19 protein-coding genes are annotated in these 22,401 nt (G+C 50.5%); 10 read left to right on the top strand and 9 right to left on the bottom strand.

The window, feature by feature from the left end; all coding sequences use genetic code 11:
- Nucleotides 1-4: 4 nt before the first annotated feature.
- On the bottom strand, nt 5-1,282 hold the full coding sequence (locus ACJ2PR_RS08625) for an ABC transporter permease (RefSeq protein ID WP_446876724.1): 1,278 nt from the start codon (nt 1,280-1,282) through the stop codon (nt 5-7).
- Nucleotides 1,282-2,811: an efflux RND transporter periplasmic adaptor subunit gene (locus ACJ2PR_RS08620; RefSeq protein ID WP_446876723.1), complete on the bottom strand. Its 1,530-nt coding sequence runs from the start codon at nt 2,809-2,811 to the stop codon at nt 1,282-1,284. Before ACJ2PR_RS08620 ends, ACJ2PR_RS08625 begins: the two co-directional genes overlap by 1 nt.
- Nucleotides 2,812-3,058: 247 nt before the next feature.
- Between ACJ2PR_RS08620 and ACJ2PR_RS08615 the strand changes: the two genes are divergently transcribed.
- The gene (locus ACJ2PR_RS08615; protein WP_446876722.1) at nt 3,059-3,676 is read left to right on the top strand and encodes a hypothetical protein; all 618 of its coding nucleotides are present in this window, start codon (nt 3,059-3,061) and stop codon (nt 3,674-3,676) included.
- 427 nt (nt 3,677-4,103) lie between these two features.
- On the opposite strand, the gene ACJ2PR_RS08610 is transcribed toward ACJ2PR_RS08615, so the two are convergent.
- From ACJ2PR_RS08610 to ACJ2PR_RS08590, 5 genes are all read right to left on the bottom strand, one after another.
- The gene (locus ACJ2PR_RS08610; RefSeq protein WP_446876721.1) at nt 4,104-5,327 is read right to left on the bottom strand and encodes an EAL domain-containing protein; all 1,224 of its coding nucleotides are present in this window, start codon (nt 5,325-5,327) and stop codon (nt 4,104-4,106) included.
- 49 nt (nt 5,328-5,376) lie between these two features.
- Complete coding sequence (locus tag ACJ2PR_RS08605; protein WP_446871122.1) at nt 5,377-6,723, bottom strand: AAA-like domain-containing protein; 1,347 nt, start codon at nt 6,721-6,723, stop codon at nt 5,377-5,379.
- 725 nt (nt 6,724-7,448) lie between these two features.
- Nucleotides 7,449-9,137, bottom strand: a complete 1,689-nt coding sequence (gene groL, locus ACJ2PR_RS08600) for a chaperonin GroEL (RefSeq protein WP_446876720.1) — start codon at nt 9,135-9,137, stop codon at nt 7,449-7,451.
- A gap of 291 nt (nt 9,138-9,428) precedes the next feature.
- Entirely contained in the window at nt 9,429-9,782 is a 354-nt protein-coding gene (locus ACJ2PR_RS08595) for a hypothetical protein (protein ID WP_446876719.1), read from the bottom strand.
- Nucleotides 9,783-10,301: 519 nt separating this feature from the next.
- The gene (locus tag ACJ2PR_RS08590) at nt 10,302-11,024 is read right to left on the bottom strand and encodes a substrate-binding periplasmic protein (protein WP_446876718.1); all 723 of its coding nucleotides are present in this window, start codon (nt 11,022-11,024) and stop codon (nt 10,302-10,304) included.
- A 381-nt stretch (nt 11,025-11,405) separates the two neighbouring features.
- On the opposite strand from ACJ2PR_RS08590, the gene ACJ2PR_RS08585 reads away from it, so the two are divergent.
- The 7 genes from ACJ2PR_RS08585 to lpxB all read left to right on the top strand — a co-directional run bounded on the left by ACJ2PR_RS08585 (nt 11,406) and on the right by lpxB (nt 19,199).
- Nucleotides 11,406-12,026, top strand: coding sequence for a hypothetical protein (locus ACJ2PR_RS08585; RefSeq protein WP_446876717.1), 621 nt, complete (start codon nt 11,406-11,408; stop codon nt 12,024-12,026).
- Nucleotides 12,027-12,153: 127 nt separating this feature from the next.
- On the top strand, nt 12,154-12,885 hold the full coding sequence (gene purC / locus ACJ2PR_RS08580; protein WP_446859204.1) for a phosphoribosylaminoimidazolesuccinocarboxamide synthase: 732 nt from the start codon (nt 12,154-12,156) through the stop codon (nt 12,883-12,885).
- 239 nt (nt 12,886-13,124) lie between these two features.
- Nucleotides 13,125-15,602 (top strand): BamA/TamA family outer membrane protein, encoded by a 2,478-nt coding sequence (locus tag ACJ2PR_RS08575; RefSeq protein WP_446876716.1) that lies wholly within the window; start codon nt 13,125-13,127, stop codon nt 15,600-15,602.
- A complete protein-coding gene (lpxC, locus tag ACJ2PR_RS08570) occupies nt 15,602-16,465 on the top strand; it encodes a UDP-3-O-acyl-N-acetylglucosamine deacetylase (protein ID WP_446871127.1) in 864 nt (287 codons plus the stop codon). Before ACJ2PR_RS08575 ends, lpxC begins: the two co-directional genes overlap by 1 nt.
- Nucleotides 16,466-16,489: 24 nt before the next feature.
- A complete protein-coding gene (gene fabZ / locus ACJ2PR_RS08565) occupies nt 16,490-17,002 on the top strand; it encodes a 3-hydroxyacyl-ACP dehydratase FabZ (protein WP_446859201.1) in 513 nt (170 codons plus the stop codon).
- A gap of 132 nt (nt 17,003-17,134) precedes the next feature.
- Nucleotides 17,135-17,950: an acyl-ACP--UDP-N-acetylglucosamine O-acyltransferase gene (lpxA, locus tag ACJ2PR_RS08560; RefSeq protein WP_446876715.1), complete on the top strand. Its 816-nt coding sequence runs from the start codon at nt 17,135-17,137 to the stop codon at nt 17,948-17,950.
- Nucleotides 17,940-19,199: a lipid-A-disaccharide synthase gene (gene lpxB / locus ACJ2PR_RS08555; RefSeq protein WP_446876714.1), complete on the top strand. Its 1,260-nt coding sequence runs from the start codon at nt 17,940-17,942 to the stop codon at nt 19,197-19,199. The genes lpxA and lpxB overlap by 11 nt, the downstream gene beginning before the upstream one ends.
- A 354-nt stretch (nt 19,200-19,553) precedes the next feature.
- On the opposite strand, the gene ACJ2PR_RS08550 is transcribed toward lpxB, so the two are convergent.
- Entirely contained in the window at nt 19,554-20,954 is a 1,401-nt protein-coding gene (locus ACJ2PR_RS08550) for a hypothetical protein (protein ID WP_446876713.1), read from the bottom strand.
- Between the two features lie 155 nt (nt 20,955-21,109).
- Here ACJ2PR_RS08550 and ACJ2PR_RS08545 point away from each other — a divergent pair, with 155 nt between their 5' ends.
- Both ACJ2PR_RS08545 and ACJ2PR_RS08540 read left to right on the top strand, forming a co-directional pair.
- On the top strand, nt 21,110-21,319 hold the full coding sequence (locus ACJ2PR_RS08545; protein WP_446859197.1) for a hypothetical protein: 210 nt from the start codon (nt 21,110-21,112) through the stop codon (nt 21,317-21,319).
- Between the two features lie 47 nt (nt 21,320-21,366).
- The gene (locus ACJ2PR_RS08540) at nt 21,367-22,035 is read left to right on the top strand and encodes a GvpL/GvpF family gas vesicle protein (protein WP_446871384.1); all 669 of its coding nucleotides are present in this window, start codon (nt 21,367-21,369) and stop codon (nt 22,033-22,035) included.
- A gap of 1 nt (nt 22,036) precedes the next feature.
- On the opposite strand, the gene ACJ2PR_RS08535 is transcribed toward ACJ2PR_RS08540, so the two are convergent.
- On the bottom strand, nt 22,037-22,387 hold the full coding sequence (locus ACJ2PR_RS08535; protein WP_446859195.1) for a zinc ribbon domain-containing protein: 351 nt from the start codon (nt 22,385-22,387) through the stop codon (nt 22,037-22,039).
- Nucleotides 22,388-22,401 lie beyond the last annotated feature (14 nt).

Genomic DNA, 22,401 nt, shown 5'->3' with positions numbered 1-22,401 from the left:
GATCCTAATCACTTCTCAGGGCGGCGATCGGGTCAAGTCGAGCCGCATTTCGAGCCGGAATTACGCCTGCAATCAGTCCAACGGTGAGTGCGAGAACAATACCTGCGACGATCGACCCCACCGAAATCACAAACGGAAAGCTAAATAGCGATGAGGCGGCGAATGCTAAACCAATTCCGATCGCCACGCCTGCCGCTCCACCCAGTAAAGAAACGAGAATGGCTTCGGTAAGAAACTGATTGAGAACAGCGCTGTTGGTGGCTCCGATCGCTTTGCGAATGCCAATTTCACGAGTTCGTTCGACGACCGAAACGAGCATGATGTTAGCAATTCCGATGCCGCCGACGACGAGAGAAATTCCGGCGATCGCACTGACCATCACGGTAAACAAGCCCACAATGTTGCTAAAAGTGTTGATGATGTCTACTTGGTTGCTGATGCGAAAGTCGTCTGGTTTGGGGGGATAGATGTTGTGGCGAATTCTCAGTAAGTTTGTCACTTGAAACTGCGCCGCTTCTAGCTGTGCCTGATCCTTGGCTTTGAGCCAAAACCCACTGATCGCTTGACCATTTACCGACGTATTGCCCACCAGTTGAGACGACATATTGGTTAAGGGAACGTACACCCGATCGTCTTGATCTTGTCCGCCCACTGATCCCTTTGCCTCCATCACGCCAACGACTGTGTAGCGACCATTTTGCACCCGCACCGTTTCTCCGATCGCAGGGGCACCCGGTGGAAACAAATCACTCCGCACTTTGCTGCCCAAAACGACGACCGAACTTGCATTGTCCAAATCTTGTTGTGTGAAAAACTGCCCTTCTTGAGGATAGATTTCTTTGACGTTGGGATAATTTAACTCCACGCCCAAAATTGAAGTCGATTCGTTTTGATCGCCGTATACGACCTGGCCGCCTCGCTGCAAATAAGCCGTCACCGACTCTGCTGCGGGAACTTGTCGGGCGATCGCTTGTGCATCTTCCCAGGTCAACGTACTTGCAGTGCCCGACCCTTGACTAATGCCGCCCGTTCTCGCAACGCCTGCCAACACCAGCATCACATTCGTTCCCAAAGCTTGAATCTGCTGTTCGGTTGCTTTCTGCACGCCCTGCCCAACTGACGTTACTGTAATCACCGAAGCGATACCAATCACGACACCCAGCATGGTCAAACTGGTTCGTAGTCGGTTACTCCACAGCGCTTCCACTGCCATTGTCAAAACTTCCATTAAGGAAATCTTGGTCGGTCGAATCGGTGCAATTTTTTCAATCATCTTGTCCATTAGCTGCCTCCTCGTCTGCTGCCGCCCGACCCACCCGGAGAACCGCCGCCCATTCCAGGAATCACGGAAGGCGTTCGCGAGGCTGGCCGCTCGCCTTGAGGAAAGCTCAGTAGCACTTTGTCACCTGCTTTTAGCCCCGAAACGACGACGGTTTTATCTTCAAATGAGGCACCTGTCGTGATGGGTTGAAACTTCGATCGCCGATTGCCGCCCGATTCTCCCGAAGTAGAATTGTCCCCGCCCGCCAGCAAAACCCCCGTTCCCTGTTCTTGTCGCACGATCGCCACCGTGGGAATTACCAGCGCATTGTCCAAAGTGCCGACCTTGAAATTTACGCTGACATTCATCCCCGCTTGCAGTTGATTTTTGGGATCATCCAGCGACATTTTGACTTCAAAAAAGGTGACATTTTGTTCGACCGTCGATTGCGTCGCGACCTGCCTGACTTTTCCTGAAAACGACTGACCGGGGAAGGCATCGGCAGCGATCGTTACGTCCATTCCCACTTTGATTTTAGAAATGCTGCTTTCGGGCACTTTAGCCACAATCTGATTGGTCGAAGCCAGAGACAAAATCGAAGAAGAAGTCGCCGACGAAACCGAACTACCCGAAGTCGTCGGAGTCACAAACGCACCCGGATCGGCAAATTTGCGCGTGATCACCCCATTGAAAGGAGCGCGAATAACGGTATCGTTTAGCTGTGACTGCACCGTTTGCAACGCGCCTTTCGCATTCATCACCTGAGCGCGGGCCGTGGCGATATCTTCCTTGCGGGAGCCAGATTTTTGTAAACTGAGCGCCTGTTTAGCCTGTTCGACTTGGGCGCGGGCGGTGGCAATATCTTCGGGACGAGACCCTACCTGCTGCAAGTTTAATCCTTGTTTGGCTTGTTCAACCTGTGCTCTGGCGGTGTTGTAGGCAGTGCGAGAGGTGTCAAATTCGCGTTGGGAAAGGGCACCTGCTGCATAAAGCTGCTGATTTTGGTTAAAGGTGAGGCTGGCCTGCTGCAAACTGGCTTGCGCCGAGGTCAATTCTGCTTGCGCCTGAGCGACTTCTTGAGGACGATTGCCCGCCAGAAGTTTGTCCAAGTTTGCCTGAGCCGATGCTAATTGAGCCTGAGCTTGCGCGACTTCTTGAGGACGATTGCCTGCTAGAAGTTTGTCCAAATTTGCTTGCGCCGATGCTAATTGAGCCTGAGCCTGAGTCTGCTGTCCTTGAAGATTGGAGGAATCCATGTAAGCAAGCACCTGACCCGCAGTGACGCGATCGCCCTCCTTAACGAGCAGTTGTTTGAGTACGCCGGAGTTTTTGGGACTCATATTCACCGATCGTTCTGGCTGTACCGTTCCATTTGCAGAAATGGTCACAGGCACCGTAAGCCGTTCTGCTGTGGCGGTTTGCACGTTGCGTCTGGCTTGCTGCTTGTTTGCCTGAGTGATTTGCCCATAGGCGACGTAGCTGACTCCTGACAGTAGCCCCACCGCTAGAAGCCCCAGCACCCACTTTGGCACCTTAAACTTGAACTTCATGCCATTCACCCGATTTAACTCCCTATAGGGTATTGGATTTTGAACTCGTCTGAGGATCTGTCTGCTTGATCCGTTTACGTAGATCTTAGTTAGACGGGGAGGAGCGATCGCAGGTTCAATCTGTCAGCAATCAACAGGGAGAAACCTGAATGCATCACACATTCTCCTTGGTGCAGATGTCAAAGTGAAAATGATTCGCTAAACTCAAGTTTCTCAAAAGTTGAAACACTCTTTGAATATAAAGTAGATGGCTAAGAAAAAATCAAAAGACAAGGATCAGAAGTTATCAAAAGCGACTTCAGAGAGAGGCGTTCTTGGCCCAAATATGCGGCAAGTGGGAACTGCGATCGCAGGTGCGGTGATTGGGACGGTAGTCGAAGCGGCGATCGAGCGAATTGCACACAAAAGCGCTTCAAAGCATGACAAAAGTCACACCAACGTAAATTCTACTGTCCCCGTTGATCAGAGCCATTCACACGCTCACAATCACGCTGTTGAGAATGCACCAGTGATAGCAACCGACAGCCTTGAGAATACTGCCACGATTGCTAAAGATGGTATTCAGTCTTTGGTACAGGACGTTATGCCTGCAATCCCCTCTGCAATCCCTATTGTGGTAGATGCGCTCAAAGAAGTGGTTCAAAACTCAACTCAACAATCTGCAACGACTGAGGAAAATCCGATCATGAAACTTGAAGATGTGAACCTTACAGGAGTGGTTGATACTGTTAAGGAGGCAGTAGACACCATCAATCCTCTCAAGTCTGACAAAAAAGACAAAAAAGATAAGAAGGATAAGAAGGATAAGAAAAGCAAGAAGGACAAAAAAGCCAAGAAGAAGGGCAAGAAGAATAAGAAATCTTGATAGGCTGAGATTTTGAATACGATCGCTGCTTTGAAGACCGTTTGAGAAGATATTCCCTTAATGTCACTCTAGGCGAAGCAAAATTACTGAAAAGCAGCGTAACCTTTTCTCAGTGAGCGTTTTAGTATTCACAGTTTGTTTCTGTTCCCTTAAGGGAGTAGAAGCGCGAATGCTGAACAGATTGCTAGAGTGACTTTTCAGCGTTTAGAGTTCAATCTAATTTGCCTATAATTTGCCTAAAGTGATTTGAGAAGGCGTTGCTGATTGGAGGGATGAATCTGTGGGAAATGTCCATCTTTTCGCCCCCTAAATCCCCCAAAAATGGGGGACTTTGAACCTTGGGTTTCCCGCCGCTTTGGGACAATTCATCCCCTGATTCAGCAATGCTGATTTGAGAAAAAGATCGGAGAGGCTGCCTCATCCCTCTTTACAGCCAGTCGGGAATGTCGATCGCAGGTAGAGCCGGACTCCACAAATCGCCCTGGATCACATGGCAGCCTTCTTGAAACAAGCTTTCTAGCTGCTCGATCGTCTCCACACCTTCGGCCACGAGTTCGATTTGTAGGGTTTCGGACAGGTCAATCAGGCTCTTGACGATGGCACGCGCTTCAAGAACACCGATTTGTTGGACAAAGGTTTGATCGATTTTGATCTGATCAGGAGCCATTTGCTGAATCAGCGTGAGCGAAGCATAGTCACTGCCAAAATCATCTAGCGCAATTTTGATGCCCATCTTTTGCAGGCTGCGGATCGTGGCGATCGTCTCCTTGAGATTTTGCACAGGAGTCGTGTTGGTAATCTCTAGCACCAGACACTCTGGCTTTACACCCGTTTCTAACAACACTCGCGTAATCGTCTGCTCAAAATTGACGCTTTCCATCTGCTGAAACGACACATTCACCGCCAGTTTTAGCGAATCAGGACGCAACGCTTGCCACTGCACAAAATCGCTACAGGCCTGCATCAACACCCAGTCCCCTAACGCCCCCATCAAATTAGTCGCCTCAGCAAACGGGATAAACTGCGCGGGAAGCAGTCGCCCCTGTTGAGGATGCTGCCAGCGTACCAGCGCTTCGAGACCCACCATGCGATTAGTAACCACATTGATCTGAGGCTGATATTCAAGCTCAAATTCGGCATTGGTCAGGGCCTGTTGAAACGCCTCCACCTCATCAGGCTGTCTGATCGGTAGGGGCGCGATCGCCGTTTCTGACAGAGACATCTCAGCCACCATCTCACCGGGGTGCGACGAAGGAATCTTTTCTCTAACAGGCGCTTGGATTCGCAACAGCGATCGCTTGACCTGCACCAAAATCGTATCGAGCAGATCCTGAAAGGCGCACGATTTGGTCAGGTATGCATCGACTCCCAGCGCCATACTCTGATTGAGCGTGGTCACACTGTAATCAGGGGCTAAAAAGATAACTGGAATCGCCTCCGTGTCTGGGTTTTGCCGCAAAATCTCCAGCACGTTGTAGCCGTTCATGTCGAGCATCCACAGACTACACAGCACCACACTGGGACGCAGGGCGATCGCTTGAGCAATTCCTACGTAGGCTCCAGCAGCCCAGGTTGACTGAAAGCCATTGATCTTTAGTCGGTCAATCAGGTCTGAAGCAAACAGATCATCGTCGTCGATCAGGAGGAGCATAGGAAACTTCGCAAAAAAATAAGTGGGCAGATGGGTGAGTGCAGCGATTTTAAGCGATCGCAAATCGACAGGGCGCTTTGACCGTCAGCACTTGAGCAAAATAGTGGCGGTAGAGCGCACAACTAGGAACCGCTTGCTGACCTTTGAGGGTGATCAGACCTTTGTCTTCTAGCTTGAGGGCAACGATCGCATCCAGCGTCACCGGAGTCTCAGACAGCACCACCCGCCGCATCGCTTCGAGCAAATCTGTATGAGGTTGGAGGCTTGCCAATTGGCGACGCAGATGGCTGGCAAAAATCCCGTCGTGGGCGACTCCTTGTGGGTAGCTCGACCCAACTGCCTGAGTCAGAGAAGGCAACTGAAGCGCTTGCGCCTGGATCGAATGAAGCGACCACTGCACCAGTTGAGGATGACCCCCCACAAAAGCCATTAACGCTCGTGCTGCGTCGGGGGGGCTTTCGTGACCGTAGCGCTGAGCTAAATCTTGAACTTGCTCTTGAGTAAAGCGGGGAAGCTGAAAGGTCAGACTGGCTTCGAGGGGGGCTTGCAGATCGTGAAGTTGGAGGTAGCTCTCTGCCGAGCAGACGATCGTTCGGAGCTTTTTCCAAAGGCGACTGCGCTCATCGCCGTAGTTGGCCAGTTCATACCAGGCGCGCAGCAGACAAAAGAACTGAGTCGCCATGTCGGGGTGACGGTGGAGCACGTCGAGATCGTCGATCGCCAAAATCAATGCATTGTCCACTTCGCTGAGAAGGTAATTTTCAAAGTAGTGGGTGCAGTTATAGCTGGCGCTCATCTGCGGATTCCAGACTTTTTCGACGCGCTGGGGTAGACCTAGGCGATCGGTGACCACCGCACAGAGCCATTGATAAAATCGCTGCGAAGAAAAGACCGTCGCATCCACCAGTCGCAAGCTTAAAATAGCTGTCGTCAATCCTTGAAGTCTTGCCTGATCTAACACTTTGACGACCAGAGAAGTTTTGCCAAACTGCTGAGGCGCTTTGATCTGCAAAAAGGCTCCTGGATAGGTGAGCGCCTCAGAAATTTGCTCTTCTAGGGGAGATCGATAAACATAAAAGTCAGAATTGAGAGGAACCTGCCCCATCAAAGGAATCGTGGGATGATTGGCTGGGCCAGACAGAGAATGGGTGTAGTCCGTAGGGTCGAGCGTCAGCCCAAAGGCTTGAAGATACTGTTCTAGTGTGTAGCGATCGACCGCAATTTTACGCCCTCTTACTCTGGTCAAGGTATTTTGGCTCAGACCTGTCAGTTCGCTGAGTTCTTGAAGCGTGTAGGGATTATACTGCCGCTCTTTGAGGGTCTGCCGCTCTGCTTCTTGCAGTCGCTCCCAACCTCGGTGACTAAGAATCAGTCCTCTTCTGCGCTTTAAACTCATGACGGTTTCTCTTATAAATGTGGTGAATAAATAAGTGAATAGAGCACGTTAGGACTTAGCTCAGTTTCTAGCTGCTCTGCGACAAGTGGGGCGGTTTCACGGCACTTTAGAGGCAGTTTGTCGCACGGAATTGCAGCAGATTTTGAACTAAATTCACCTGCTTAGAGTATGGGCAAAAGATAAGGAACTTATAAGAATCAACAATAAAAAATCTGCAATTTATTCCTCTCAAAAACGCAAATGACTAATCGTTCAAAAGCTTGATTTAGAACTGATGCACTCGGTTGAGCGTCCCCTTGCGGCACCCTGAAGGAACCAGTTTTTTCTTTCTAAATTTCCCTTTAAAGGTCACGAATAATAAGCGCTAAACGAACCGGAGGGATACTTTAAAATCTATACACAAAATATCTCAACCGACAATGAGACAACATTGCCAAGCGGCTTCTAATTAAGTAGCTAATTGAATGGCTAAAACAATAAATTAGGCAGCGATTAAAATACTATCAACATCAATTCAATGAATCCCTCCACTTGACGGCAACTCCGGGAACGACTCTCCAACTTTCCACCCGTGAGGGACTTTAAGCCAAACTGCTGATTTCTGAACTTTGCCAGACTTCTAAACTTTGCCAGACTTCTAAACTTTGCCAGAATGTGACACAAAAAAGCGGACAAGTCGATCGACCCATCCGCTGCAATCAAGTAATGGCAAATAATGGCAAAAACTACATCATGCCCATGCCGCCCATACCGCCCATACCGCCCATACCGCCCATGCCACCCATGCCGCCCATACCGCCCATGCCGCCCATGTCAGGTGCACCCGCCGCAGGTTTTTTCTCAGGCTTCTCGACGACGAGCGCTTCAGTGGTCAAGACCATGCTGGCGATCGAGGCCGCATCTTGTAGAGCAGACCGCACCACCTTAGCGGGGTCAATAATACCAGAAGCAATCAGGTCTTCGTAGGTATTTGTCAAAGCGTTGTAGCCAACGTTAAAGTCTAATCCGCGAACTTTTTCGACGACGACAGAGCCTTCTACGCCAGCGTTGTCTGCAATTTGTTTGAGCGGTGCTTCGAGCGATCGCTTGACGATATCGGCTCCGATCTTTTCGTCACCTGTTAGCGTTTCCTTAAGTTCTTCGATCTTTTGTTCGAGGTGAATCAGGGTTGTACCACCACCGGGAACAATTCCTTCTTGCACCGCTGCTTTGGTGGCATTCAAGGCATCCTCAATGCGTAGTTTGCGGTTTTTGAGTTCTGTTTCGGTTGCGGCACCGACTTTGATCACAGCAACGCCTCCAGAGAGTTTCGCGATCCGTTCTTGCAGTTTCTCGGTATCGTAATCAGAATCAGTTGCAGCTAATTCTTTACGGAGTTGCTCAATGCGTTTTTTAACGTCGTCTGTGTTGGTTGCGTCAGTGACGATCGTGGTGCTGTCTTTCGTAATCGTTACTTTGCGAGCAGTACCCAACATATCGAGCGATACGGAATCCAAACTGAGGCCAATATCTTCAGAAATCAGTTGACCATTGGTGAGAACGGCGATGTCTTGCAGCATTGACTTGCGTCTTTCGCCAAACCCAGGCGCTTTGATCGCCGTTACATTCAATACGCCACGCAAACGGTTGACCACCAGCGTTGCCAGCGCTTCTCCTTCGACATCCTCGGCGATAATCAGGAGCGGTTGACCCGATCGAGCCACCTTTTCTAAAACCGGGATCAGATCTTGAATGGAGCTAATCTTTTTATCACAGAGTAGGATGACAGCGTTTTCAAGTTCGGCAATCAGCCGCTCAACATCGGTGACAAAGTAGGGAGAGAGATAGCCGCGATCGATTTGCATCCCTTCGACTAATTCCATCTCGGTGGCGAGTGACTTGGATTCCTCGACTGAGATCACGCCATCACGACCCACTTTTTCCATTGCTTCGGCAATCATCGCGCCCACTTCTTCATCGTTGCCTGAAGAGACGGTTGCGACTTGAGCGATTTCGTTGTTTTCGACGGGCTTGGCGACGGCTTCGATTTCAACCACAATTTTGGCAATGGCTTTTTCGATACCGCGGCGCAGACTCACCGGATTTGCCCCCGCTGCCACGTTTTTCAGACCTTCTCGAATCATCGCTTGAGCGAGCACGGTTGCGGTCGTGGTGCCATCTCCAGCCAAATCCTTGGTTTTGGAAGCCACTTCGCGAATCAGGGAAGCGCCTGCATTTTCGAGCGGGTCTTCGAGTTCGATTTCTTTGGCGATCGTTACGCCGTCATTCACAATCTGAGGCGTGCCAAATTTCTTTTCTAGCAGGACGTTGCGCCCTTTGGGGCCGAGGGTTACCCTTACGGCATCTGCCAGAGCGTTGACCCCTTGTTCGAGCGACTGTCTAGATTCTTCACCAAAGACAATAATTTTTGCCATATTCTTCTCCCAGTTCTCCACCTAGCAATTTAGCACTCTAAGCGATCGACTGCTAAACGAGATCTGGATCGGAAAACCGAATAGGGCAATTTGTCGCCCAACAAGCATAGAGAATCTATACTCTGGTGAAGCGTACGTCTCCTACAAAAAACTGTGACTCAAGTCGTAAGGGGGGTCATTGCTACAAATTAGTCTTCTCAATTGTCAGGGTAATCGTTGATCAAGAGCGGCGATCGAGATCTTAGAATTCGTATTCCCACTCGCGATCGCGTTCTATAACTTTCCAATTCTCTAAGGCAAACAATCCATATAGGTTTCTACGTCCCAATTGCTGGTTGTGGCTAAGAATCTTTCCCATTCATCACGCTTATACCAGTGGTAGAGAGAATACATTTCTCCTGGCATTGAGGATTTGATCACGTCGTCATCCGCTAAACGATCGAGTGCTTCACCCAGAGACATGGGTAATTTTTTCACTTGCTTTCCGGCTTCCATTGCTTCGTACAAATTTCGCTGCTCAGGCTCACCGGGGTCGAGGTTGCGCTTGATCCCGTCGTCAAAGGCTTTGAGGATTGCCCCCGCCATGAGATAAGGATTGACCATCGAATCGACCGCCCGATATTCAAACCGACCGGGAGCCGACACCCGCAGACCACAGGTACGATTTTGATAGCCCCTAGACGGGTGCCCACAATCCGGTGTCCCACAGCCGACGGTAGGAATTTACCGGAATGGAGGGTTCGGGAACCCTCCATTCCGGTAATAAATGTATTGAATGCCCAGATCTTTGATCTTAGCTTTGACCTGTTTGACTCGTTCTGCGCGATCGTCGTCTGCGACATACTATTCGAGGTCAGTTAGTGCGGCTCTTGTGAGAATTCCAGTCACGGTCGAACCCCCAGAGATACGTTTTGTTTGTTGTTTAACGTGAATTCGATAAATTTCACTACGGTTGTTAATCCAGGCAGCCCCCTAAATCCCCCACGAGTGAGGGACTTTGACTAGAGATTTCGCTTTAAAGTCCCCCAGATTGGGGGGTTGGGGGGCAGAAGTACCAAACAACGAAGTGAAAATTCATCAAGCTGGCGTTGTTTAAAGCTTGTTGTGTCTAGTAAATCCAACTCGTCATAACAGGTTTGTATCTGAGAATACGGTTAGCCTAATTTAACGATTTGTTGAATTTGAAAATGGAAACGGTTTCCAGGGAATCCATTCGGCCCATATGTTTGCCATTGTGCCATCTGCGATCGTCGCGTTCAAGCTTTCATTAATCGCTGTGAGTAATTCAGCATTGCCTTTCGTAACTCCGATCCCAAACGGAACCTGTGTCGAAATGGTGAACGCAAGCCGCAAATTGGGATCTTCGTCGGCGGCCACGACTAACACTAATTCATCGTCGATCAGGGCATCGATTTGGCGCGATCGCACTGCCTCCAACATCTCTGGTAACACTTTGTCGCTACCGGGATAAGGAATCGTCTGAACGCCCGGAAAGGTCGTTGCTAAAGCAATATTAGTGCTGTCTGCCAGTCCGCCGACTTTTAGACCAGCTAGATCGGATTGAGACTGAATGGAACTGTTCGATCGCACCAAAACCGCTTCGTCAAACAATCCGTAAGGCTGGGTGAAATTGACCCATTGTTGACGTTCTGACGTGATGGCTTGATTAAACCAAACTACGTCATATTTTCCAGTTTGCAGGCTAGTATAAAAATCTTTCATTGCTCGATTGTGCCAGACGGGTTTTAAGCCCAATCGTGTGCAGATCAGCCGCGCTAACTCTGGCTCGTAGCCTGCCCGAACGCCACCATTAACATAGCTCATCGGACGCGCATCAAAATCGCTGGCAACAATGTGTAGATAACCAGACATAACCATTGGCAACATCTTAGGTTCCATCCTGACGAATAGAGTGTTGAATTCAGACGCAAATCTCAGGAAACGCTGTCGTTAACGTGAATTCGATGAAGTTTTTTGCTTCGTTGTTCAGCGCTTCTGCCCCCCAAGCTGCCCATTCTGGGGAACTTTTAGATCAGTTTTTTGGTTCAAAGTCCCTCACTCGTGGGAGATTTAGGGGGCTGCCCAGATTAGTCACCGTAGCGAAAGATTTCATCGAATTCACGCTGTCGTTAACGGTTCTTAAATACTAAAAACTTGATCAACTCGTAGCTCAAAATACACTTTTTCAAGCCAGCAAACTTACTATAACAAGTTAATACTTACCTCAAATTATTTAACTTAGCAGGTTTAACTTAGCAAGGGTGAATCATGACTTATCAGCCGATTCAACTGACTGACGTTCAGATTCAACATTTTCAAGAAGATGGGTTTTTGATTGTCGAAAATTTCTTGCCGATCGACTTCTCAAATCGCCCGGTCGATCGCATGGAGCCTTTGTTGCAGGGTCAGTTTGAGACGGGGATTTATCCAGATGAATGGTACTGGCGACCGGGGTTGAGCCTGCCCGATGTGACGCGAGAAATCTGTAACGGTTGGAAATGTGACCTGACGATCGCCAGCCTCGTTCTCTCTGCCGAAATCGGTCGTTTGACGGCCACACTGGCAGGCTGGGAAGGCGCACGTATCGGTCAAGACAGCCTGTGGATGAAGCCGCCTGGAGCCAAAGAAATCGCCATGCATCAGGACGGAGCCTACATGGACAAAAAACGGAGGACGATCGACCTTCCCAGCCGACTATTGCGAAGATGGATTGTTGTCGCGTTCCTATTCAGTGGTTTAGTCGATTGTTTAACCCAAATTCAACAAAATCTTTTGCTGCGGTTGCAAATTTGGGAGAGCAAGCTAAATCTCCCACGAGTGAGGGACTTTGAACCAAAAAACCGATCTAAAAGTTCCCTAGAATGGGCGGCTGGGGCGATCGCTACCTGACTCCAGAAGAAAAAGCAAAACGACTCGCCGAGCGCCTGCGTGAATTGGGCGAAGACCCCGATCAGATTTGAGTGAGCGATCGCAGAGCGATACAATGATGAGGCTTTTTTGATGAAGCTTTATCACCATGTCGGTTGGACAAAAACTCTACGAAGGCAAAGCCAAGATCCTCTACACCACAGAAGATCCAGCCATTCTTTTGACTTATTTTAAAGACGACGCGACGGCATTTAACGCCCAAAAAAAAGGCAGCATCGTCGGCAAAGGAGAAATCAACTGCGCCATTTCTGCCCATCTTTTTAATCTGATGGAATCCAACGGCGTGCCCACACATTTTATCGATCGCCCCAAACCCAATGAAATGCGGGTCAAATCGGTCAAAATCATCCCCTTAGAAGTCGTCGTCAGGAACATTGCAGCCGGGAGTCTCTGTCTACAAACAGGTCTAGAACTAGGCACAATCCTCAAACAACCTTTGGTGGAGTTTTATTACAAAAATGATCAACTGGGTGATCCTCTACTAACTCACGATCGGCTGAAACTGCTTGATCTGGCCACCGATGATCAGGTGGATCAACTAATCAAGATGGCAACGCGGATCAATGACCTGCTTTCAGACTTTTTTCAGCAGTGTGACATTACATTGGTGGACTTTAAGCTAGAGTTTGGCGTTGATGCTGACGAGCAAATCTTATTAGCAGACGAAATCAGCCCTGACACCTGCCGCCTGTGGAACCAAAACGAAACCGACCCCGATCGCCGCGTCATGGACAAAGACCGTTTTCGTCGCGACCTGGGCAACGTGGAGGAAGGCTATCGGCAAGTGTTGGAACGAGTTTTGAGAAGGGATGAAGGATGAAAGGAGCAGTTGAATTCAGATTTAGATCTTGAATGATTTCAGGCTTAACTCTGAATTTAAACTCTTGTTTTTTCATCCCTCATCCCTCCTCGCGAAGCGGAACAAAGTTCTCCTTCATCCCTGCTCCAAGTTGCGGTAAAATTTCACGGTTTGAAGGTTTGTAACCGCTTCTTGATATTGTGAATAGAGTCTGCCCTGTGCAAGACCTGGTGTGAGACGTGCCAAACAACGAGAACAAAATGCGTTTATCTCCCGTTTTGATGGCAGCTTTTGCGGCTGTTACTACTGTCAGTTGGTCAAATTCGGCGCAAGCTAAAACTCCTGGTGCTGTCAGCAAACCAGAAGCAAGTCGCGCTCAAATCGTAGATGCAAACGTCGTCGATGTTTTTAGTGGCACTTCGATCGCACCTACCCCTCGATCGACCTCAGATGTCGTCGTCAAGACCATCAGTGCGCCTGAAACAGCGCTTCCAGAGCCGCTCAAAATTAAGCCTTTCCAGAAGGGGGTTGAGAAAGTTGCTCAAGGGGTCGGCGAAGATCAAGGAACCCCCAATCGGATTCAGATCAACACCTCTCCGACTCCAACGGTTCCTTCGACCAGTCCTCCACCCACGACTCCGGTTCCAGATCAGCCTTCCACACCAGAGAATGCGGCTCCGGGTACTCAGCCCACTACGCCAGAGAACGTGACTCCGGGCACTCAGCCCACCACGCCAGAAAATGCAACTCCCGGCACTCAGCCCACTACGCCAGAGAACGTGACTCCGGGCACTACGCCTCCGATCGCTCCCTTTGGCACGCCCACTCAACCTGCGGCCCCCGGCACTCCCGGCGCTCCACCCACCACGCCTCCCGAATCTGCGGAACCCGAACCCAGAGTACTAGTCGGTGAAGTTGTAGTCACTGGAGCCGAAGGCGCGACCATCACACCAGAACTTCAGGATGAGGTGTATCGAGCCATTCGCACCACACCAGGACGGACGACGACGCGATCGCAGCTTCAAGAAGACATCAATGCCGTCTTTGCCACGGGCTTTTTCTCCAATGTAAGAGCGACACCAGAAGACACGCCTGTTGGCGTAAGAGTCACCTTTGAAGTGCAGCCCAACCCGGTTTTAAAGTCAGTGCAGCTTGAAGGGGCAAAGGTAGTTCCAGCAAATGTGGTCAACGATATTTTTAGCCCTCAGTACGGCACAACGTTGAATCTGCGCCAGCTTCAGACGGGCATTCAGGCGCTCAATAAGTGGTATCAAGACAACGGATTTGTTTTGGCCCAGGTCGTAGACGTTCCTAAAGTCAATCCCGATGGAACGGTGACGCTGCAAATTGCCGAGGGCGTGGTCGAAAACTTGCAGGTGCGATTTATCAACAAGCAGGGCGAAGACAAAGACGCTAAGGGCAACGTGATTCGGGGACGGACTCGTGACTTTATCATCACCCGCGAATTTGAACTCAAACCAGGCGATGTCTTTAACCGCAAAATCGCCGAACAGGATCTACAACGCGCCTTTGGGTTGGGCATTTTTGACGACATCAGACTGTCTCTTAGCCCTGGGCAAGATCCGCGTCAAGTCGTCGTCGTTGTCAACGTGGCCGAAAAAAATACGGGCAACGTCGGACTGGCAGGGGGCTTTAGTTCCGCAAGTGGCTTGTTTGGCAGCGTCAGCTATCAGCAGCAAAACGTGGGCGGCAACAACCAGAAATTTAACGCAGAAGTGCAGATTGGTCAGCGGGATCAACTGTTTGACTTGAGCTTCACCGATCCGTGGATTGCCAACGATCCCTATCGGACTTCCTACACCTTCAGTTTGTTTCGCCGCCAAACGATTTCGCTCGTCTTTGATGGGGGCGACCCAGAAGTTGATTTGCCCAATGGCGATCGTCCTCGCATTCTCCGAACGGGTGGCGGGCTAACTTTCACACGGCCGCTGTCCAAAACGCCCTTTAAGCGATCGGAATGGACGGCTTCTCTCGGTTTGCAATACCAACGGGTTTCTGTGCGCGACCAAGACGGCGAACTCAGCCCCAGAGATGCATTGGGCAATCTGTTAACGTTTGATGACAGTGGCAGAGATGATCTGCTGACAGCAAGACTGGGCTTTGTGCGCGATCGTCGCAACAACTTTTTGACTCCAACCAGTGGCTCGGTTTTGAGCTTTAGCACTGAGCAGTCAGCCCCCCTGGGATCGGGCAGCATCTTCTTCAATAGACTGCGCGCCAACTATAGCTTCTACGTTCCGGTACGGTTTACTCGCCTGACTCCGGGCTGTCGAGACAATCAGCGTCTGAGAATTGGCGAAAAACCTCCGACAGAGGGCTGTCCTCAAGCGTTGGCCTTCAATGTTCAGGGTGGCACGGTTTTGGGCGATTTGCCTCCCTACGAAGCCTTTCCGCTGGGCGGCACCAACTCAGTTCGCGGCTATGACGAGGGCGAAGTGGGTAGTGGTCGCAGCTACATTCAAGCCACCGCAGAATATCGATTCCCCATTTTCTCGATCATCTCAGGCGCTTTGTTTGTGGATGCTGCCAGCGACTTGGGGACAGGCCAAAATGTACCTGGCGACCCCGCAGGTGTGAGAGATAAACCTGGCTTTGGGTTTGGGTATGGCGTGGGTGTTCGGGTGCAGACCGGATTTTTGGGCGCAATTCGGATCGACTTTGGTCTAAACGATCAGGGAGGCAACAACATCCGCTTTGGGTTTGGAGAACGGTTCTAATGGAAGCAAGCCAGTCAGGGGCATCGACACAGATCGGATCAGCAACAGCAACTTTAGCAACGGAAGTGACTCGATCGGGCATCGGTCTGCATACCGGAACCGTGACTCAAGTGCGAATTTTGCCGTCTGACCCAGAAACCGGACGCTATTTTGTGCGAGTCGATCTGCCCCATGCGCCCAAAATTCCCGCTGAGGTTGGAGCAGTTCGGCAAACGCTGCTTTCAACCGAACTGGTGAATGGCGATGTCAGCGTCCGGACGGTCGAACATCTGCTGGCAGCCCTGGCCGGAATGGGCGTTAACAATGCGCGAATTGAGGTCGATGGGCCAGAATTGCCCCTGCTCGATGGGTCGGCTCAAGAATGGGTGGCGGCGATCGTGCAAGCGGGACTCCTTCCCCAACCCAAACGGGTGACAGTTCCGCTTTTAGAACCGATTTATGTGCGTCAGGAAGATGCGTTTGTGGCGGCGATTCCGTCTCCCGAACTGCGCTTTACCTACGGGATTGACTTTGAGTTGGCGGCGATCGGCAACCAGTGGCACAGTTGGAACCCCGCTAAAGAATCGTTTGCCACCGACATTGCCCCCGCCCGGACGTTTGGACTCGCGCATCAGATCGACCACCTCCGCGCCAATGGCTTAATTAAAGGAGGCAGCTTAGAAAATGCTCTAGTCTGCGGGGAAGACGGCTGGATCAATCCCCCCTTGAGATTTTCTAATGAGCCAGTGCGCCATAAGCTTTTAGACTTAATAGGAGACTTGAGCTTGTTGGGTCACTTTCCCACCGCTCACTTTTTGGCTTACAAAGCCAGCCATCGTCTTCATGCTCAACTGGTTCAGCAATTAGTCAAAACTGACCCATAACCACCCTTTTATCCCACAGCTAATATGTCAACGCTGACCGATTCCAATTTAGAAAGTGTCGCTCCTCCGCTAGAAACCCTCGACCACACCCAGCCCGAACCGACTAAAAAAACATTTACGCTAGAAGAAATTCACAGCCTATTGCCGCATCGCTATCCCTTTGCGCTGGTCGATCGCATCATCGATTATGTGCCAGGTAAGCGGGCGATCGGTCTCAAAAATGTCACCTTTAATGAGCCGCACTTTCAAGGACACTTTCCGGGCAGACCGATCATGCCGGGGGTGTTGATTGTCGAAGCAATGGCCCAGGTGGGAGGCGTTGTCTTGACTCAAATGGCTGACACTCAGGAGGGGCTATTTATGTTTGCAGGCATTGATGGTGTGCGCTTTCGGCGGCCCGTCGTGCCGGGGGATCAGTTAGTGATGACGGTGGAACTGTTGTCGGTCAAAGGTCGTCGATTTGGTAAGATGCGCGGTCGGGCTGAGGTCGATGGTCAGTTGGCGTGCGAAGGCGATTTGATGTTTGCATTAGTTTAATAATGAGTTTTGAGTTTTGAGTTTTGAGTTTTAAGTTTTGAGCGATAAGCTCACACACAACTTTGTCAACTCACTGCTCATCCCTCCTCCCTCCTCGCGAAGCGGAACAAAGTTCTCCCTCATCCCTTTTATATGGCGACTCTGATTCATCCGACGGCGGTTATACATCCTGGTGCTGAGATCCATCCCACTGTGCAAATTGGAGCCTACGCTGTCATCGGAGAAAAGGTGAAGGTGGGAGCGGGGAGTATTCTCAGTCACCATGTTGTGTTGGACGGATGGACAGAGATTGGAGAGCGAAATCATCTATTTCCGGGGGCGGTGATTGGCTCTGAGCCTCAAGATCTTAAATATGATGGGTCGCTAAGTCTGGTCAAGATTGGCAATGACAACCACATTCGGGAATTTGTAACCATTCATCGGGCGACTCGTGCGGGTGAAATGACGCAGATTGGCAACGGTAATTTGTTGATGGCGTATACCCATGTGGGACACAACTGCTTCATTGAAGATCAGGTGATCATCTCAAACGCGGTCGCCCTGGCGGGGCACGTTCACATCGAGTCAAAAGCCAGAATTAGCGGGGTGTTGGGGGTGCATCAGTTTGTCCACATTGGCCGACACTCAATGGTTGGGGGCATGAGTCGCATCGATCGTGACGTTCCCCCTTTTATGACGGTCGAGGGCAACCCTTCACGAGTGCGATCGCTCAATCTGATTGGACTGGAGCGATCGGGCTTTGAGCCTGGTCAACTGCAACTGATCAAAAAAGCATTTAGAATTATTTATCGGTCTGGACTGACGCTAGATGCCGCTCTGGAGCAGTTGGATCTGCTGTCTGACAGCCCCCATGTTCAACATTTGCGCCAGTTTATTCGCCTCTCGCTGATGCCCGGAAGAAGAGGGCTGACACCGGGGAGAAAAGCAGGGATGAGGGATGAGGGATGAAAGGTTGGAGATGGGAAAGTCGGGGAGCAGGGGAGCGTCGGAGCCGATTCAAAACTTAAGTGTCAAAACTCATCGGTCGAAGCTGCGAATTTTTATTAGCACCGGGGAAGTTTCTGGTGATTTGCAGGGGGCCTTGTTGATCGAGGCGTTGCAGAAGCGGGCTGAGGCGATCGACCTGGCGTTAGAAATTTTGGCGCTGGGGGGCGATCGTATGGCTGAGGCGGGAGCGACGCTGTTGGGGCATACGAGTACGATCGGGTCGGTTGGCATTCTTGAATCGGTGCCTTATGTGTTGCCGACGCTGCGGGTTCAACGTCAGGCCAAGCAATATCTTCAGCAAAATCCCCCGGATCTGGTCGTCTTGATTGACTACATGGGGCCAAACGTGGCGTTTTGCAGCTACCTGCACAAGAATATGCCAGAGGTGCCCGTCGTCTTTTTTATTGCGCCGCAGGAATGGGTGTGGTCGCTCAATTCGTTCAATACAGATCGCATCATCGAAGCCACTCAAAAAATTCTGGCAATTTTTCCCGCAGAGGCGGACTATTATCGGCGTAAAGGCGGTCAGGTTTCGCTCGTCGGTCATCCTCTAGTGGATCGCGTGCAGGCGGCTCCCAGTCGAGACAGTGCGCGATCGGCGTTGGGCATTCCGTCAGATCAAACGGCGATCGTTCTCTTACCTGCGTCTCGTCAACAAGAGTTGAAATATTTGATGCCTGTGATGTTTGAGGCGGCGAGACAGATTCAAACTCAGCGATCGGATGTGCATTTCTGGATTCCGTTAGCGCTAGAGAAATATCGAGCGGCGATCGTTCAAGCCATCCAGACATACGGACTTCGCGCCACGCTGTTAGAAAGTAACAAAGGACAGACGACCTTGCAGGCGATCGCCGCCGCCGATCTGGCCATTACCAAATCAGGAACCGTCAACCTCGAAATGGCGTTGCTCAACGTGCCGCAGGTGGTGATTTATCGCGTCAATCCGATCACTGCCTGGATTGCTCAATACGTTCTCAAAGTTTCGATTCCCTTTATGTCACCGCCCAATCTCGTTGAGATGAAACCCGTCGTTCCCGAATTTTTGCAACATCACGCCACGGTTGAGAATATTGTCCAAACCTCGATCGACTTACTCAAGCCAGAAAACCGCCAGAAGATGCTTACTGCCTATCAAGAAATGCAGACCGCGATCGGTCAAGCAGGCGTGTGCGATCGCGCAGCAGACGAAATTCTAAAACTGGTGGTCTAACAGGACGTGAATTCGATGAAATCTTTCGCTGCGGTTGTGAATCCAGGCAGCCCCCTAAATCCCCCACGAGTGAGGGACTTTGAACCCAAGATCTTGTCTGAAAGTCCCCCAATTTTGGGGGGTTGGGGGGCAGAAGCGCTGAAGAACGAAGCAAAAAACCCTCATCGAATTCACGTTAACAGGACACCAATCTGATGAAGTTCTTCGCTTCGATGGTTGCATTTTCTGCCCCCCAAGCTGCCAATTCTGGGGGACTTTCAGACAAGAGAGACGGAATTTTTCATCCCTCTCGCGAAGCGTATTACCCCCAAAGGGGGAACAGATCATCGAAGACAACCCCTCATCCCTCCTTCGTCACTCCTCCACATAGCGATCGAGATCGCGCACTTGAGGATCAGGAAACTTCGTCAAAACGCGCCACAAAACGGTGTAACTACCATCCGATCGCCGACTCACCGGACGAAAGGCAAACAGCACATCACTGCTAGGCATCGTCAGAAGATCCTTGAGTCTCCGTCGCTCAGTGGGTAAGAGCGTGCGTCCCGAAGTGATGAGTTCGGGGACTTTGTATTGAATCGATCGCACCAGATAAGTTCGATTGGTGGCAGCAGGCGCTTGCGTCAGGAGCGGTTCGCTTAAGTTAAAGGCGGCGACCTTTCCGGTGATAAAGCGGCGGCGATCGACCTGAACGGCTTCTAACTCAGAGGGCGGACGATAGGTGTAAAAAAAACGCAGCATTTCGGGAATCGCACTAAGTTTCTCAAATGGAGTTGCGGTCAAAGACTCGATCGCCACATCTCCCAAATCGGTCATAAACCCATAATCTAAATCCGCCTGAATTAGCTGAAACAAATCACCCTCAACCCGCACCGCCAACCGGGGCGACAAGCCCTCTCGCTGGATCAACGTCGCCAACGGAAAGCGCTCTAATGCAGTAGGAAGCAGCCGATTTTGAGTATTAGAAGCGGTGCGGTAGACCTCAGTTGGCAACAAACGAGCAATTCCAGTCTCAGGTTGAGCGAGAAAGCTGGCGAAAGGCTTCGACTCAGACGGATAGAGATCGTAGGGATTGCGATCGCTCTGCGACAGCGGCACCGGAATCATAAATCGAGCCTCAGTCGGAAAAACGGACTGCACCTCAACTAACCGCTGTCGGCTTGACTGCAAAACAGACACAATATCGTCAGGAGGCACAACCGCCGGGATCATAGAGGGAGTCTGATTCGCGATCGCAGTTTTGGCAATTTTGCCGACGATCGCAGGTTCAGCAATGGGCAGCTTTGGGTCAGACGGCGCGCTCAAACTCACCTGTCGAGTCGAACCCTGCGCGAATGCCCGCTGGTCTAGTCTGGCTCTCAAAGGATTCAACGCTTGGGTCGAGGCATAGAGCGCACAGTAGACTTGAGCTTCTTCGGGGCTGGCGGCATCGGTTCCAGCGATTTGACCATTGGTGCCAGCGGGCGGCGCACACATCACATTCGGTTCAGGAAAATTACTTTTGAGAAAGCGATCGACGGCTGAGGTGTAGAGAAAGATCTGCCCCCGGACGGCTCGAATGCGATTGGCATCAGGACTCACCAAAGCTTGCTCAATGCGATTTAGCAAAAACACCTGATCTTGAGCCAATTTTTGAGCCTGTATCCAATAGCTGCGGGAGGGGTCATCAACGGTCTGAGTGGTACTTGCGGCAGCAGTTTGTTTGTAAAGCAAATTAAAGCAAGAGGCTACTAACACCAGCACAAAAAATCGACGCATATCAGGAACCCTCTTGCTACAGTCAAAACGCTGCAGTTATTTTCTCACTTCAGAGAAATTGCGGAACCACTTCTGAAAGTTTACTATTCAAGGCAATCATTGGAGTTAAGCTGGTTTAGTTGACCTGACAATCTTGTTGATTTCTTCACAACTTTATGAGTACCCAAACCTGTCCGGTGTGCGGAGTTAAGATCCTGCAAATCATTGGGGGCGATCGCGTCATCTTTTCGGCGGGAACCCCTGGCACCAGAGCAACTTTGTGGGCGAGAGTTTGTCAATATAATCAAAAGCCCGGCTGTATTAATCAAAATAAGGACGCGATCGGAGAAATCAAATCCAGCGATCGCTATCAATCTGATCAGTAACTTCTCTTAACAGTGCTCTACCTCAAAAAGGCGATTTAGTCCGACTCATGTATACGTATGCGTTCTTTAAGACTCCTGCACTGTCCTTGAATGTACTTCCTGGGATTGAGGGAGAGGTGCAAGTGGTGAATCGGGGTGAACTGTCTGCCTTAATAGAGCCAGATTTGGATCTCGAAGCGGTGCAAAGAGATGATAATCAGTTAGTCCAGGCGGTGTTGACCCACGATCGGATGATCTGCGAATTGTTTTGGCAGACGACGATTTTGCCGTTGCGGTTTGGTACATTTTTTGTCTCGCTAGACAGCTTGTTAGATCATTTAGAATCCAATCAAGCGACTTATCTAGCCAAGCTCTCTCAACTCGAAGGCAAAGCAGAATATCGGCTCAAAATCACACCTTTAGAGTCACCAGAAGATCCCCTTCCCCCGGACTTGAAGGGCAAACAGTATTTTCTCGCCAAAAAAGAGCAGTACGCAACTCAGCAGGCGCTAAAAAATCAGCAAATGTCCGAACTGCAAATTCTGATGTCGGCAATCGCTCAGTTCTATCCCGATCGCATTCTCACCGAAGCCAAAGCTGGAGTCGAGAAGCTGTATCTACTCGCCGATCGCCAGCAGGAAGCGACTTTGTACGATCGTCTACAAACCTGGCAAAACGAGTGTTCTCACTGGGAATTAATGCTAGGCGAAGCGCTGCCTCCGTACCATTTTGTTTAGGCTAACCCGCCAGCGTGATCACGACACTCAAAATAATCAAGCCAATCAGCACAATCCAAACTAAGTTACGACGAAACCAGGCTTTGCTGAGAAACTCGCCGCCATATTTGACAGGCTGACTTACAGGAGCCGCAATGTCCTGATACAACGTGCATTCTCGCGCATCGGGTCGCTTGGGAAATGTACAAGAATCATCCGCGTCGTAAACACAGGTTTTGCACAATGGTTCGATTCCCGTCGATCGATACAGCGGAATACCGGGATGGCCGTGAGCTTTGAGCGTCGTGCGGCAGTAGGGGCAAGCGATCGCTTTCGCATCAACGGGCTGGTGACAACGAGGACAGTCTGGCATGGGATAGAAGTGAG

The organism is Phormidesmis sp. 146-33, assembly GCF_052939515.1.
Note: the sequence above shows the minus strand (reverse complement) of the source record. Positions and strands in the feature narration are given on the sequence as shown.

Coding starts and splice junctions, on each gene's coding strand:
- ACJ2PR_RS08625 (WP_446876724.1), bottom strand. CDS start 1,282: ATGGACAAGATGATTGAAAAAATTGCACCGATTCGACCGACCAAGATT.
- ACJ2PR_RS08620 (WP_446876723.1), bottom strand. CDS start 2,811: ATGAAGTTCAAGTTTAAGGTGCCAAAGTGGGTGCTGGGGCTTCTAGCG.
- ACJ2PR_RS08615 (WP_446876722.1), top strand. CDS start 3,059: ATGGCTAAGAAAAAATCAAAAGACAAGGATCAGAAGTTATCAAAAGCG.
- ACJ2PR_RS08610 (WP_446876721.1), bottom strand. CDS start 5,327: ATGCTCCTCCTGATCGACGACGATGATCTGTTTGCTTCAGACCTGATT.
- ACJ2PR_RS08605 (WP_446871122.1), bottom strand. CDS start 6,723: ATGAGTTTAAAGCGCAGAAGAGGACTGATTCTTAGTCACCGAGGTTGG.
- groL (WP_446876720.1), bottom strand. CDS start 9,137: ATGGCAAAAATTATTGTCTTTGGTGAAGAATCTAGACAGTCGCTCGAA.
- ACJ2PR_RS08590 (WP_446876718.1), bottom strand. CDS start 11,024: ATGTTGCCAATGGTTATGTCTGGTTATCTACACATTGTTGCCAGCGAT.
- ACJ2PR_RS08585 (WP_446876717.1), top strand. CDS start 11,406: ATGACTTATCAGCCGATTCAACTGACTGACGTTCAGATTCAACATTTT.
- purC (WP_446859204.1), top strand. CDS start 12,154: ATGTCGGTTGGACAAAAACTCTACGAAGGCAAAGCCAAGATCCTCTAC.
- ACJ2PR_RS08575 (WP_446876716.1), top strand. CDS start 13,125: ATGCGTTTATCTCCCGTTTTGATGGCAGCTTTTGCGGCTGTTACTACT.
- lpxC (WP_446871127.1), top strand. CDS start 15,602: ATGGAAGCAAGCCAGTCAGGGGCATCGACACAGATCGGATCAGCAACA.
- fabZ (WP_446859201.1), top strand. CDS start 16,490: ATGTCAACGCTGACCGATTCCAATTTAGAAAGTGTCGCTCCTCCGCTA.
- lpxA (WP_446876715.1), top strand. CDS start 17,135: ATGGCGACTCTGATTCATCCGACGGCGGTTATACATCCTGGTGCTGAG.
- lpxB (WP_446876714.1), top strand. CDS start 17,940: ATGAGGGATGAAAGGTTGGAGATGGGAAAGTCGGGGAGCAGGGGAGCG.
- ACJ2PR_RS08550 (WP_446876713.1), bottom strand. CDS start 20,954: ATGCGTCGATTTTTTGTGCTGGTGTTAGTAGCCTCTTGCTTTAATTTG.
- ACJ2PR_RS08545 (WP_446859197.1), top strand. CDS start 21,110: ATGAGTACCCAAACCTGTCCGGTGTGCGGAGTTAAGATCCTGCAAATC.
- ACJ2PR_RS08540 (WP_446871384.1), top strand. CDS start 21,367: ATGTATACGTATGCGTTCTTTAAGACTCCTGCACTGTCCTTGAATGTA.
- ACJ2PR_RS08535 (WP_446859195.1), bottom strand. CDS start 22,387: ATGCCAGACTGTCCTCGTTGTCACCAGCCCGTTGATGCGAAAGCGATC.